Raw genomic sequence first — 13058 nt, forward strand, 5'->3', positions numbered from 1 at the left:
GGACGCGGGCGCCAGGGGCGGCAGGGGCGCCTCCGGCAGCTCCGCGTTGCAGAAGGCGCAGCGGCGCCGGGCCGCCGACTGGGGGCGCCCGCAGGCGGAGCACATGACGAGCACTTCCGCGGGCACGGGGCCCCTCCCCTTCCGTCAGCCGACGACGAAGTTGACCAGCCGCTTGGGGACGAAGACGAACTTGCGCAGCGTCTTGCCTTCGAGGGCGGACTTCACCTTCTCCTCCGCCTCCGCCGCCGCGCGCACGTCCGCCTCGCTCGCATCCGCCGCCACGCGCACCTCCGCGCGCAGCTTGCCGTTCACCTGCACGGCGTACGGGATCACGTCGTCCACCACCAGCCCAGGGTCGAACTCCGGCCAGGCCTCCGTCACGGTGAGCGCCCTGGCGCCGTAGGCCTCCGCCACCTCGTCCGCGATGTGCGGCGCGAACGGGGTGAGGATGCGCGCGAGCAGCCGCATCGCCTCCGCCATCGCCGCCTTCTCCGCGGGCGTCTCCGGGGTGCCCACCGCGTAGAGCGCGTTCACGCACTCCATCACGCCGGCCACGGCGGTGTTGAAGGACAGGCGTTCAATCGCCTCGCCCACGCGCTTGAGGCACTTGTGCGCCGCGCGGCGCGTCTCCAGCGCCTTGCCCTCATAGGGGCCGTCGTACGTGACGTCCGCCACCGAGGCGTGGTGCGTGGCGGCCAGCGCCCACACGCGCTTGAGGAAGCGGTGCACGCCCTCCACCTGCTCGTGGGACCAGTCGAAGTCGCGCTCCGGCGGGCCCGCGAAGAGCACGTAGGTGCGCGCGGTGTCCGCGCCGTACTTCTGCACGATGGTGGACGGGGCCACGCCGTTGCCGTAGCGCTTGCCCATCTTCCGGCCGTCGGCGCCGTTGACGATGCCCTGGGTGATGAGCCGCTTGACGGGCTCGTCCACCGGCGACAGGCCGAGCAGCTTCATCACCCGGGTCCAGAACCGGAAGTAGAGCAGGTGCATCGTGCCGTGCTCGGGGCCGCCCACGTACACGTCCACGGGCAGCCACTGCTTCGCCACCTCGGGGTCGAAGGGCGCGGCGTCGTAGTGCGGCGACAGGTAGCGCGCGAAGTACCAGCAGGAGTCGACGAAGGTGTCCATCGTCTCCGCCTCCCGACGCGCGGGGCCGCCGCACTTCGGGCAGGTGGTGTTGACGAAGGACGCGACCTTCGCGAGCGGCGGCTCGCCCCGGCCGGTGAGCACCTCCTGCGTGTCGATGTCCGGCAGGCGCACCGGGAGCTGATCCAACGGCACGGGGAGGCCCTTGCGCTCCGGATCGCACTTCTCGCAGTAGACGATGGGGATGGGCGTGCCCCAGTAGCGCTGGCGGCTGAAGCCCCAGTCCCGCTGGCGGTACGTCACCGTGGCCTTGCCCTGGCCCTGGGACTCCAGCGTCGCGGCCATCTTCACGCGCGCTTCCGCGGAAGGCAGGCCGGTGAAGTCCCCGGAGTCCACGAGCACGCCGTCGGCGGTGGCCGCCCCGGTCAGCGTCTCCCCCGCGCCCAGCTTGTCGCCCGTGGCCGGCTGAATCACGACGCGCACGGGCAGCGAGTACTTGCGCGCGAAGGCGAAGTCGCGCTCGTCGTGCGCCGGCACGCTCATCACCGCGCCGGTGCCGTAGTCGCTCACCACGAAGTTGGCGATCCAGATCGGCACCGGCTGCCCGGTGAACGGGTGCAGCGCGTGGCCCCCGGTGAAGATGCCTTCCTTCTCCGCGTCCTCGCCCAGGCGCTCCGTCTTGTTCTGCGCCGCCATGCGCTTGGCGAAGGCTTCCACGTCCGCGCGGCGCTCCGGCGTCGTCACCTGGGCCACGAGCTTGTGGTCGGGCGCCAGCACCACGTAGGTGCAGCCAAAGAGCGTGTCCACGCGGGTGGTGAAGACGCGCAGGGCCGCGTCATGCCCCTGCACGCGGAAGTCCACCTCCGCGCCATCCGAGCGGCCAATCCAGTTGCGCTGGCGGGCGGTGATGCTGTCCGGCCATTCCTTGAGCGTGTCCAGCGCGTCGAGCAGGTCCTGCGAGTACTTCGTGATGCGGAACGCCCACTCGGGCATCTCCTTGTCCAGCACCTCCGAGGAGCAGCGCTCGCAGCGGCCGTCCTTCACCTGCTCGTTGGCGATGACGGTGTGGCAGCCGGTACACCAGTTCACCTTGCTGAAGCGGCGATAGACGAGCCCGCGCTCCAGCATCTGGAGGAAGAACCACTGGTTCCAGCGGTAGTACTCCGGCTGGCTGGTGTTCACCTCGCGCGACCAGTCGTAGCTGTAGCCGAGCGTCTTGATCTCCGCCTTGAACGACTCGATGTTCTCCACGGTGCGGATGGCCGGGTGGACGCCGTCCTTGATGGCCGCGTTCTCCGCCGGCAGACCGAAGGCGTCCCAGCCCATGGGGTGGAGCACGTCGAAGCCGCGCATCAGGTAGTAGCGCGCGTAGACATCCCCGATGAGGTAGTTGCGCACGTGCCCCATGTGCATCTGACCGCTGGGGTACGGCAGCATCTCCAGGACGTACTTCTTGGGGGCGCCCGGACGCCTGCCTGCCTGGAAGACGCCCTCCTGGTCCCAGCGGGTCTGCCACTTTCCTTCAATCGACTGCGGCTCGTAACGCTCGTTCATCGCCATGGCTTTCCAGTCTCTTAGCGGGAGGTGCGACATGCGGGCAACTAGTCTTGGTGCGTTGAAGGCCCGGACGGTTGGGGACCCCAGGGGACTGACGGGGAGGCCCATGTGGGTGGGCCCTCAAGGGGGCAGGCCTCGCTCGGTGCTTGCCCTCCGGCCCGGGCACGACTAACTCGCCTTCCCGGTCTGGCAGCAGAGGGAGAGCACCATGCAGGTCGTGAGTGTGAAGAGGGCCCTGTCGGGCTCGGTCGAGGCGGGCTCGAAGGTGGAGGTGCGCGGCTGGGTGCGGACGCGCCGCGACTCCAAGGCGGGCATCAGCTTCGTCAACGTGAGCGACGGGTCCGTGTTCGACCCCATCCAGGTCGTCGCCCCCAATTCGCTGCCCAACTACGAGAAGGAGGTCCTGCGCCTCACCGCCGGCGCCTCCGTCATCTGCCGGGGCACGCTGGTGCAGTCGCAGGGCAAGGGGCAGTCCTTCGAGATCCAGGCGGACGAGGTGCAGGTGCTGGGGCTGGTGGACGACCCGGACACCTACCCCATCACGCCCAAGCAGCACTCGCTGGAGTTCCTGCGGGAGGTGGCGCACCTGCGCGTGCGCACGAACACCTTCGGCGCCATCACCCGCGTGCGCAATTCAGCGATGCAGGCGGTGCACCGCTTCTTCCACGAAGAGGGCTTCTGCTGGGTCAACACGCCCATCATCACCGCGAGCGACGCGGAGGGCGCCGGGCAGATGTTCCGCGTGTCCACGCTGGATGCCAGCAACCCGCCGCGCGGGCCGGACGGGAAGATTGACTGGGGCAAGGACTTCTTCGGCAAGGAGGCCTACCTCACCGTGTCCGGGCAATTGAACGTGGAGGCGTACTGCCTGGCCATGTCCAAGGTCTACACGTTCGGCCCCACGTTCCGCGCGGAGAACAGCAACACCACGCGGCACCTGGCCGAGTTCTGGATGATTGAGCCGGAGATCGCCTTCGCGGACCTCAACGAGGACGCGGCGCTGGCGGAGCGGTTCCTCAAGTACGTGTTCAAGGCCGTGCTCAACGAGTGCGCGCCGGACATGAAGTTCTTCGAGGAGCGCCAGCAGAAGGGCGTCACGGAGCGGATGGAGAAGTTCATCGGCTCCAGCTTCGAGCGCATCGACTACACGGAGGCCATCTCCATCCTCCAGAAGGCGAAGAAGAAGTTCGAGTACACGCCGGAGTGGGGCAAGGACCTCCAGACGGAGCACGAGCGCTACCTCACCGAGGAGCACGTGGGCCGGCCCGTGGTGGTGATGAACTACCCGGAGGCCATCAAGGCCTTCTACATGCGCATCAACGAGGACGGGAAGACCGTCGCCGCGATGGACGTGCTCGCCCCGGGCATCGGGGAGATCATCGGCGGCAGCCAGCGCGAGGAGCGCCTGGATGTGCTGGATGCGCGCATGGTCAAGTTCGGCCTGAACCCGGAGCACTACCAGTGGTACCGCGACCTGCGCCGCTACGGCACCGTGCCGCACGCGGGCTTCGGGCTCGGGTTCGAGCGCCTCATCGTCTACATCTGCGGCCTGCAGAACATCCGCGACGCCATCCCCTACCCGCGCGTCCCGGGCTCCGCGCAGTTCTAGTCGCTGCACGGTGACGTGAAGCAACAGGGCCTCCCGGGTTCATCCCCCGTGGAGGCCCTTCGTGCGTCAGCCCTTCTTCGGGAGGCCCGCGCGTTCCTGCGCGAGGGCCCCCAGCGCGGACCAGTCCTCATCGCCACGCCCCTGGGCGACGCCGGTGAGGAAGTGGTCTCGCAGGAGGCTCGCCAGCGGCAGGGGCACCTCCGCGTGACGTCCCGCTTCGAGGGCCAGCGTCACGTCCTTGAGGCCCAGGCGCAGGGCGAAGCCCGCGGGCGTGTACTGCCCCTTCGCGATGGCCCCCGCGTAGTTCTCGAAGATGGGCGCGCGGGCGAAGACGGACTTGAAGACATCCAGGAACGCGGCGCGCTCCACGCCGGACTTCTCCGTCAGCGCGAAGGCCTCCGACAGGGCCTCCATCATCGACGCGATGAGGAAGTTGCCGGAGAGCTTCACCACGTTCGCGGCCGACGCCGTCTCGCCCAATTCCGTCAGGCCCCGGCCCAGGGCCGTGAGCAGTGGACGCACGCGGTCCACGTCAGCCTTCGGGCCCGCGGTGACGACCCAGAGCTGCTTGCCCGCGGCGGCCTCGGGGCGGCCGAAGACGGGGGCGGAGACGTAGCCCTGGCCCGCGTCCGCGTGCGCCTTCGTCATCCGCTCCGAGAGCGCGACGGAGATGGTGCTGGAGGAGACATGGACCGCGCCCTTCGGCAGCGCCCCGACGATGCCGTCCGGCCCCAGCACGGCCGCCTCCACGGCGGAGTCGTCCGCCAGCATCGACACGACGACCTCCGCGTCGCGGGCCGCCTCGCCGGGCGTCTTCACCACGCGCGCGCCCTGCGCTTGCAGCGGCTGCGCCTTGGAGGCGGTGCGGTTCCAGACCGCGACGTCATGGCCCGCGCCGAGCAGGTTCTTCGCCATCGGCGCGCCCATGTTTCCCATTCCGATGAAGCCGACCTTCATGGGGTGTTCCCTTCGTGCTCGCGTTCACGCTTCGTTCGACTGCTCTTCGGACACGTCCAGCCGCTCGAAGGCGCGGCCCAGGAGGGCGACGCCCAGCGCCACCTCCGCGAAGAGTGCCCCCGCCACCACCAGCCCGGCGAGGGGCGCGGCCCAGCGCCCCATGACAGTGAACAGCGGATAGCCCACGAGGAGGGCCACCACCGCCGCGGGCAACAGTCCCAGGAACGTCACCACCAGCGTGCCCACCAGCGTGAGCAGTCGCTGGCCCAGCGCCTCCACGCCGCGCGCCCGCTCCGAGTCCGCGGGGATCCACGCGGGCAGCAGCACCACCGCCGCGTTCTGCACGAACAGCCCCGCGAGCCCCAGCGCCGGCAACACCGGCATCAGCCCCAGCACCACCGGCGTCGACCACGGCGCGAGCGTCTCGTCGTCCGTCCCCACGCCCAGCGCCAGCGCCACCAGCAGCATCACCCACTGCGCCGCGCCCAGCGTCAGCGCCGACGCCGCCAGCTCCGCGCCCACCACCTGCCGGCCCGTGAGCGGCAGCGCGCGCAGCAACTCCAGCTTCGGCAGGTCCATGCGCAGGTCGGTGCGGAACGCGCTCGGCCCGACGACGGCCATCGCCACCGCGACCATCAGGCTCATGGGGCCCAAGAGCTCACGCGTGTTCGCGAACAGCCGCGTGTCCCCCAGCACCAGCGCCACCAGCGCGCCCAGCAGCACGAAAGCCAGCAGCATCACCAGCCCTCCGCCCAGCCGCTTGCGCGCGATGAGGTTCTTCCACAGCAGCGCCACCTCCGGACGCCCCCGCGCACGGAGCACGAAGGGCACGCGCCCCACCCGGAGCGTGCCTCCGCGCGCGCCCCGGTCGCCCCGCTGGGCCCGCTGCCGCGTCCGCGCGTCCGCTCCGGCCACCGCCGAGTCCTCGAAGGGCACCTCCACCGCCAGCACCCAGGCGTAGTGCGCCACCAGCAACGCCAGCGACGCGGGCAGGTAGCGCAGGAAGTCCTGTCCGCTGCGCGCCATCGCGGGGGCCACCAGCGCTCGGCCCGGCCACAGCAACGCCCGGGTTCCGGGTGCGCTCAGCACCTCCCGCAGCCACTCGCGGAGGACGTAGGGCGTGGAGATGTCTTCCGGCCAGGGGTGCACGCGCAGCGTGGACAGCAGCGTCCACGCCACCGCCAGGAGGACCAGCCCCACCACCGTCCAGCGCACGGTGCTGCCCCAGCGGCCCCTCGACACCAGCCACGCGCGCACGAAGGACGCCGCCGTGCCGTGCAGGTACAGCGTCCCCATGGCCAGGGCCGCGCCGCAGAAGAAGAGCACCGGCCGGGGACTGGTGAAGCGCCCCACGAAGAGCGTCGCCGCCAGCGCCGCGAGGCTCGCGCTCAACAGGCCTCGCAGCAGCTTGTAGTGCAGCAGGGCCCGGCGCGTGACGGGCGCAGGGAAGAGGTGCTGCACCTCCGTCTGCGTGAAGGTCAGCGCCGGCCGGTCCGCGCCCAGCACCCACGCCGTCATCAGCGTGCCCAGCACCGACAGCTCCAGCGAGAACTCCGCGAACAGGCGCGCATTGAGGGACACGCCCCGGCCCGTGCCCTGGACGAAGACGCTGCGCCCCACGAGCGAGTACAGGTACGCGGCGCCCACCAGCGCGCCCAGCAGGTAGCGCGGACGCTTCAGCCGCTGCACCTGACGCACCAGCCGGTTGCGCCAGGTCCTCGCCCAGAGGAACGCCACCGCCCGCGAGAAGCTCACGAGTCCCGGGGCCCCGGCCCGGACGCGTCCGGGTCCTCCGCCGCCGCGCTGGTGATGCGCACGAACACCTCTTCCAGCGAGGCCCCGTCCCCTGCTCCGCCGGCCAGCTGCTCACGGATCTCCGGCAGCGTGCCCAGCGCCACCGCCCGGCCTCCGGCGATGACGAGCAGCCGGTGGCACAGCTCCTCCACCAGCGGCAGCAGGTGCGAGGACAACACCAGCGCCGTGCCCTCCTCCGCGCGACGCCGCAGCGAGGCCTTCATCCGGCGGATGCCCAGCGGATCCAACCCCGTCAGCGGTTCATCCAGCAGGATGAGCCGGGGCTGGTGGAGGAAGCCGCACGCGATGGACAGCTTCTGCTTCATGCCCCGCGACAGCTCGCCCGGCAGGGAGCGCTCGCGGCCCGTCAGCTCCATCTCCTCCAGCAGCGCGCGGCCCCGCTCCTCCCAGTCCTCCACGCCGTAGAGGCGCGCGGTGAAGTTCAGGTGCTCCCAGACGGTGAGGTATTCGAAGAAGCGTGGCTCGTCCGGCAGGAAGGCCAGCGCGCGCTTCGCCTCCACGGGCGCCACCGCCAGGTCGTGCCCCGCCACCCGCACGCGGCCCGTCGACGGCGGCAGGATGCCGGCGAGGCACCGCAGCGTGGACGTCTTGCCCGCGCCGTTGGGCCCCACGAGCCCCAGCACCTCGCCCGGGGCCACCTGGAACGTCAGCCCCCGCACCGCCTGCACCGCGCCGTACGTCTTCTGCAACCCCTCGACGTCCAACGCCGGTTCCATGCGTGCCTGGGTCCCCAAAGCGTGCTCGAAGCTCAGTCGAGCTTGAGCAGCTCCTTCACCGTTTCCAGCACCACCCGGGCCTGCACGGGCTTCACGAGGTAGGCGCTCGCGCCCAACGCCATGGCCCGCGCCCGGTCCACCTCCGCGCCCTCCGTCGTCACGACGACAATGGGCACGCCCTGGTGATCCGTCGCCCGCCGGATGTGGCTGATGAGCTTCAGCCCGTCCATCAGCGGCATGTTGATGTCCGTCAGCACCAGGTCGAAGCGGCCCTGCGTGGTGAGCATCTTCAGCCCCGCGACGCCGTCCTCGGCCTCCAGGCAGACCACCCCTGAGAGGCGCTGGAGCGCGTACATGATGCTGCGGCGCATGGCCTGCGAGTCGTCCACCACCAGCGCGCGGATCTGCTGCTGCGACATGCCCGGAAGCCTAGCACCCGGGGGCCCGCCAGCCCGGGATTGTGACGCAGCCTGTCCGGGAACCACCGATTCACTGCCCTGTCGACTGTCGGCGTCTGCGCACCAGCGCGGCCAGCTCCGCGCCCATGTCGTCCAGGGGGAGCACCCGCGTCACCGCGCCCGTGGCGATGGCCTCCTTGGGCATGCCGAACACCACCGCCGTGTCCTCGGACTCGGCCCACGTCTCTCCGCCCTCGCGCCGGACGTCGCGCACGCCCTGCGCCCCGTCCGAGCCCATGCCCGTCAGCACCACCGCCACCGCGCGCGAGCCCAGCACCTGCGCCGCGCTCTCGAAAAGCCGGTCCACCGACGGAGCATACTTGTCCGCGCCCATGGGCCCGGGCGTGCGCAGCTCCATCCGCCCCGAGCGGTCCGTCAGGAGCAGGTGCCGCCCCCCTGGCGCGATGTAGACGTGCCCCGGCGCCACCACGTCGCCGTCACACGCCTCCGTCACCGTGAAGGGGCCGATGCGGTCCAACCGCTCCGCGAACGCCCGGGTGAACTGCGACGGCATGTGCTGGCCCACGAGCACGCTCACGGTGGGTTCGCTCGCCAGCCCCTCCAACAGCCGCTGCACCGCGGGGGGCCCGCCCGTGGACGCGCCCACGGCGATGACCTGGGGCGCCTCGCCCGCGAACACCGCGCTGCGCAGCGCGGCCCCGGGCCCGTGCCGCCCGCCCGTCTTCATGTGGCGGGCCGCGCGCACCTTGTCGAGGAGTTCCCGCCGCAGGCCCTCCAGCGCCTCCGGCGTGCTCCGGGGCGGCTTGGCGATGAAGTCGAACGCGCCCAACTCCAGCGCCTTGAACACGTCCGACTTGTGCGCGTAACTGGAGATGACGATGACGGGCGTGGGCGCGGCGTGCATCAAGAGCCGCAGGAAGGTGTGGCCTCCCAGCCGGGGCATCTCCAGGTCCAGCGTCACCACGTCCGGCTTCAGCTCCAGGACCTTCCTGAGCCCCTCCTCGCCGTCCCCCGCCCAGTCCAGCACCTGCACGTCCAGCGCCGACTCCAGCAGCGTGGTGAGCATGCGGCGGTTGGTGGCCGAGTCGTCGATGACGAGCACCTTGAGCGGGCGTCCCATCAGCGTCCTTCCCCTCCCAGCAGGTCCGGCCGTCGGTACACGAGGTCCCCCCGGAGGTGCACCAGCTCGAAGTCCGCGCCCAGGCTGAGCAGGTTCTCCGCGTGGCCCAGCAGCAGGTAGCCCCCGGGACAGAGCCGGTCGCGGATGACGGCCAGCACCCGGCGGCGCGCGGCCTGGTCGAAGTAGATCATCACGTTGCGGCAGAAGACGACGTCGGTGCGCGGCAGGAGCTGGCTCGTCGCCTCGTCCGTCAGGTTGTGGTGGCCGAAGCTCACCCAGGCCTTCACGTCGTCGCGCACGCGCACGCGGTTGAGCCCCGCGGGCACGAAGAAGCGCTCCAGCAAATCGGGCGGCGTCGCGCGCAGGGCGCTGGGCCCGTACTCGGCGCGGCGGGCCACGGCCAGCACCCGGCGCGACAGGTCCGTGCCGTACACCTCCACGTCCCAGTCGTTGAAGCGGCCGCTGTCCTTCAGCAGCATCGCCACCGTGTACGCCTCCTCGCCGGAGGAACATCCCGCCGACCACACCCGCAGGCGACGGGTGCGCGCGTTGCGCTTCTCCAGGATGGGGAGCAGCTCGTCGCAGAAGGCCTTGAGCTGCGCGGGTTCGCGGAAGAAGTACGTCTCGTGCGTGGTGAGGGACTCGACCGCCGCCTCCAGCTCCGCGGTGCGCTGGATGTCGTAGCGCAGGTAGCGGTGGTAGGCGCTGAAGTCCAAAAGCCCCAGGGCCTCCAGCCGGGGCCACAGCCGGCGCTCCATCACGAACTTCATGTCCTCGTGGATGAGGATGCCGCAGTGGGAATAGACGTGGTCGCGCAGGAGCCGGAACTCCTCCAGCGTCATCTCGGGACGGCCTTCGTCGAAGCGTGGCATGCGTCCTCCCCTCAGCGCCCGGACAGCTGTGCCACCGCATCCACCAATGCCTGACGCGCCAGCGCGTCGTGCTCCACCGCCAGCGCCTGCTGCAAGGACGGCAGGCACTCGGGGCGCCCCAGGTCGCCCAGCACGCGCGCGGCCGCCGCCCGCACGTCCCAGCGGGGATGGCCCAGCAGCGACACCGCCAGCGCCGCGCCGTCCGCCGCCCCTTCCGCCGACGTCAGCGCCGCCAGCGCCGCCTTCACCACCTCCGTGTCCGAGTGCCCCAGCGCGTCCCACAGCATGCCGGCCCCCACCTGCCCCAGCTTCGCCAGGGCCCGCACGGCCAGCACCGCGAGCGCGCCGTCTCCGTGGCGCACCAGCGCCTCCAGCTCCTGCGCCCGCTCCGTCACGCCGCCCACGCCCACCGCCTCCACCGCGGCCAGGCGCACGGCCCGGTCCTCGTCGTTCAGCGCGAGGCCCAGGAAGCTGCCGGCCTCCTTCCCGCCCATGCGGCCCAGGGCCCGCACCGCCGCGATGCGCACCGTCGCGGACTCGTCCGCCAGCGCGCCGCGCGCCAGCTCCAGGCCCGTGCGGCCATCCACCCGGCTCGCCGCCTCCACCGCCGCCGCGCGCCACGGCGCCTCCTCGTCGCGCGCCAACCGCCGCAGCAGGGGCAGCACCTGGGAGCCCCCCCAACGGCCCAACACGGCCACCGCCGCGGGCGTCGTGCGCTGCTCCACCGCGGCCTCCAGCGCCGCCAGCGCCGCCAGCGGATGGACCGTGATGAGCTGCTCCAGGGCCCGCGCCGCCGTCCCCGACAGCGACGGATCCGCGAGCAGGTCCACCAGCGGCGTCAGCGCCTCCGGAGACCGCGTGCGCCCCAGCGCCCGCACCACCACCGCGCGCAGGTCATCCTCCGCCCACTCCAGCAGCACGCACAGCTCCGGCACCGACGTCGCGTCCACCAGGAGAACGAGCGCCTCCGCCGCCACCGTGCGCGCGGGCAGCGACAGCGCCCCCATGTTCGCGAGCAGCAGACGCCGGCCGTCCGGGCCCAGCTGGCCCAGCGTGAAGAGCACCTCGCGCAGGAGCCGGTCCTCGCGCGCCACCTCCGCCACCGCCAGCGCCAGCGACGCCTCTCCGAGCGCCCCGGCGGCCACCAGCGCCCCGGCCCGCACCTGCACGTCCTCGCCGTCCAGCGCCTGCGCCACCCGCTCCTTCACCTCCGGGATGCGGCCCAGCACCCCGCGCGCGACGGCATCCAGCTCGCCGCGCTCGTAGGGACCCAGCGCCGCCGCCTGCGTCCCCAGGGCGACGAGGGCCGCCTCGCGCACGGAACGCACGGGCGAGCCCAGGGCGCGGCAGATGCGCACGGTGGACGCGCCCGGGGAGCACCACCCCAAGAGCCGCAGGGCGCTGCGCTGCAACCCCGGCTCCTCCACCAGCGGCATCACCCGCGTCACGGCCGGCGCCCGGCGCAGCGCCGCGAGCCCCTCCAGCGCCGCGAGCCGCAGGAGGACCGTCTCCGCGTCCAGCAGGCCCTCCAGCGCCCGCGCCGCGGCGTCCCCGCCCATCCGGCCCAGGGCCTCCGCGGCGGACACGCGCACGTTGAGGTCCACGTCCGCGAGCGCCTGCACCAGCACGCCCTCCACCTCCGCGCGGCCCAGGTGCCCCAGGATGTCCACCGCCAGCTTGCGCTGATCCGGATCCTCGTGCGCCAACAGGTCTACCACGGGGCGCAGGGCCACTTCGCCCATGCCGGCCAGCGCCTCGGCCGCCGCGTTGCGCGCGCCCGTCGCGCCGCGCTCGCCCAGCACGGAGATGAGCCGCGCGGTGACGCCCTCGGGGTCCGGCAGGCGCCGCAGCCCTTCCGCCGCCGCGTGCCGCACGCGCCAGCTCTCGTCGTGCAGCCCCGCGGTGAAGGTCTCCAGGGCTCCGGGCGCGCGCGGGTCCACCGCCTGCAACGCCCGGTACCGGGCCTCTTCCTGCCCCGCGAGGGACTGCACCGTGTCACTCATGTGCCGTACTCCCCTGGCGGCCCGCCCTTCGAGTCCCCCGCATCCTGCCCGAAGAAGCCGGGCGAGTGGACTCCCGGCGCCGCCCGGGTCCCGCTCACATCCCGTGCTGCATCCCGGGCTCCGCGTCCCACCCCTCCTGCGAGAAGAACCACAGGGAGTAGACCCCCAGCACCGTGCCCACGGGGAAGGTGGGCAGCATCAGGATGGAGAGCACGAGCGCCAGCGGCTTGGACACCCGGCCGCCGCGCAACAGGCCCACGCCCACCGCGAGCCCCGAGAGGGCCATCCACAGGACGAAGAGGGTGAAACCCGCCATCACGTAGACGGGCAGGCCCTCCCACACGGGCGCAGGGCGGTGCCGTCCGGTGGCGATCTGGGTCACCAGCCAGGTGACGAAGGCGAGCCCCGCCGCGGCCAGCAGGTTCAGCGCGCTCAGGCCCAGGTAGAGGAAGCCCAGCGCCGTCCGATGTCCGCTCAGGTCTCGCATGAGGACGTGCGTTAAATCGCTGCGCCCCGCGACGAAAGCGCCTGCTCACCCCGGCGTCCCGCGCGACTCCCGCTCCAGCTCCGCGCGCAGCAGCGCCTTCAGGTCCAAGAGCAGCCGCAGCCGCTCCGGAGGCCCGCACACGCCGACGATGAAGGGCGTGCGGCCGGCGGCCATCAGCGCGGGCGCGGGCTTGATGTCGCCCTTGCGCACGCGCAGCACCTCCGCGACGCGGTCCACCCGCGCCACCACGCGCCGCGCGCCCAGCCTGCACACGAGCAGCCGCGTGCGCTTCGTCGCTGGCGTCTCCTGCCCCAGCAGGCGTCGGCGCAGGTCCACCACCGGCAGCATCGCGCCGCGCAGGTGCAGCACGCCCTCCACGAAGGCGGGAGCGTGGGGGATGGGGATCACGCGCTGGGG

The 13058-nt window shown here is 72.1% G+C and carries 11 protein-coding genes; 1 reads left to right on the forward strand and 10 read right to left on the reverse strand.

Features of this window, described 5'->3' with window-relative positions; all coding sequences use genetic code 11:
• Window positions 1–144: 144 nt before the first annotated feature.
• A complete protein-coding gene (leuS, locus tag D7X12_RS31770; protein ID WP_120628991.1) occupies window positions 145–2646 on the reverse strand; it encodes a leucine--tRNA ligase in 2502 nt (833 codons plus the stop codon).
• Window positions 2647–2851: 205 nt separating this feature from the next.
• On the opposite strand from leuS, the gene asnS reads away from it, so the two are divergent.
• Complete coding sequence (asnS, locus tag D7X12_RS31775) at window positions 2852–4252, forward strand: asparagine--tRNA ligase (protein ID WP_120628992.1); 1401 nt, start codon at window positions 2852–2854, stop codon at window positions 4250–4252.
• A gap of 66 nt (window positions 4253–4318) precedes the next feature.
• On the opposite strand, the gene D7X12_RS31780 is transcribed toward asnS, so the two are convergent.
• The 9 genes from D7X12_RS31780 to D7X12_RS31820 all read right to left on the reverse strand — a co-directional run.
• The gene (locus D7X12_RS31780; protein WP_120628993.1) at window positions 4319–5209 is read right to left on the reverse strand and encodes an NAD(P)-dependent oxidoreductase; all 891 of its coding nucleotides are present in this window, start codon (window positions 5207–5209) and stop codon (window positions 4319–4321) included.
• A gap of 24 nt (window positions 5210–5233) precedes the next feature.
• A complete protein-coding gene (locus tag D7X12_RS31785; RefSeq protein ID WP_120628994.1) occupies window positions 5234–6964 on the reverse strand; it encodes a putative ABC exporter domain-containing protein in 1731 nt (576 codons plus the stop codon).
• Complete coding sequence (locus tag D7X12_RS31790; protein WP_120628995.1) at window positions 6961–7740, reverse strand: ABC transporter ATP-binding protein; 780 nt, start codon at window positions 7738–7740, stop codon at window positions 6961–6963. Before D7X12_RS31790 ends, D7X12_RS31785 begins: the two co-directional genes overlap by 4 nt.
• A 32-nt stretch (window positions 7741–7772) precedes the next feature.
• Window positions 7773–8159: a response regulator gene (locus D7X12_RS31795; protein WP_120613601.1), complete on the reverse strand. Its 387-nt coding sequence runs from the start codon at window positions 8157–8159 to the stop codon at window positions 7773–7775.
• A gap of 70 nt (window positions 8160–8229) precedes the next feature.
• Window positions 8230–9279, reverse strand: coding sequence for a chemotaxis-specific protein-glutamate methyltransferase CheB (gene cheB / locus D7X12_RS31800; RefSeq protein ID WP_120628996.1), 1050 nt, complete (start codon window positions 9277–9279; stop codon window positions 8230–8232).
• Window positions 9279–10151 (reverse strand): CheR family methyltransferase, encoded by an 873-nt coding sequence (locus D7X12_RS31805; protein WP_208719401.1) that lies wholly within the window; start codon window positions 10149–10151, stop codon window positions 9279–9281. The genes cheB and D7X12_RS31805 overlap by 1 nt, the downstream gene beginning before the upstream one ends.
• A gap of 11 nt (window positions 10152–10162) precedes the next feature.
• Window positions 10163–12154, reverse strand: coding sequence for a HEAT repeat domain-containing protein (locus D7X12_RS31810; protein ID WP_120628997.1), 1992 nt, complete (start codon window positions 12152–12154; stop codon window positions 10163–10165).
• A gap of 94 nt (window positions 12155–12248) precedes the next feature.
• Window positions 12249–12641: a hypothetical protein gene (locus D7X12_RS31815; RefSeq protein WP_120628998.1), complete on the reverse strand. Its 393-nt coding sequence runs from the start codon at window positions 12639–12641 to the stop codon at window positions 12249–12251.
• A 45-nt stretch (window positions 12642–12686) separates the two neighbouring features.
• Window positions 12687–13058: chemotaxis protein CheW (locus D7X12_RS31820; RefSeq protein ID WP_120629000.1), on the reverse strand; the 372-nt coding region annotated here is incomplete at its 5' end.

It is taken from the genome of Corallococcus sicarius (assembly GCF_003611735.1).
GTDB lineage: Bacteria > Myxococcota > Myxococcia > Myxococcales > Myxococcaceae > Corallococcus > Corallococcus sicarius.

Excerpts from the sequence above, each read along its gene's own strand:
- D7X12_RS31780 (WP_120628993.1), bottom strand. The coding sequence starts at position 5,209 with ATGAAGGTCGGCTTCATCGGAATGGGAAACATGGGCGCGCCGATGGCG.
- cheB (WP_120628996.1), bottom strand. The coding sequence starts at position 9,279 with ATGGGACGCCCGCTCAAGGTGCTCGTCATCGACGACTCGGCCACCAAC.
- D7X12_RS31810 (WP_120628997.1), bottom strand. The coding sequence starts at position 12,154 with ATGAGTGACACGGTGCAGTCCCTCGCGGGGCAGGAAGAGGCCCGGTAC.
- D7X12_RS31815 (WP_120628998.1), bottom strand. The coding sequence starts at position 12,641 with ATGCGAGACCTGAGCGGACATCGGACGGCGCTGGGCTTCCTCTACCTG.
- asnS (WP_120628992.1), top strand. The coding sequence starts at position 2,852 with ATGCAGGTCGTGAGTGTGAAGAGGGCCCTGTCGGGCTCGGTCGAGGCG.
- D7X12_RS31805 (WP_208719401.1), bottom strand. The coding sequence starts at position 10,151 with ATGCCACGCTTCGACGAAGGCCGTCCCGAGATGACGCTGGAGGAGTTC.
- D7X12_RS31795 (WP_120613601.1), bottom strand. The coding sequence starts at position 8,159 with ATGTCGCAGCAGCAGATCCGCGCGCTGGTGGTGGACGACTCGCAGGCC.
- leuS (WP_120628991.1), bottom strand. The coding sequence starts at position 2,646 with ATGGCGATGAACGAGCGTTACGAGCCGCAGTCGATTGAAGGAAAGTGG.
- D7X12_RS31790 (WP_120628995.1), bottom strand. The coding sequence starts at position 7,740 with ATGGAACCGGCGTTGGACGTCGAGGGGTTGCAGAAGACGTACGGCGCG.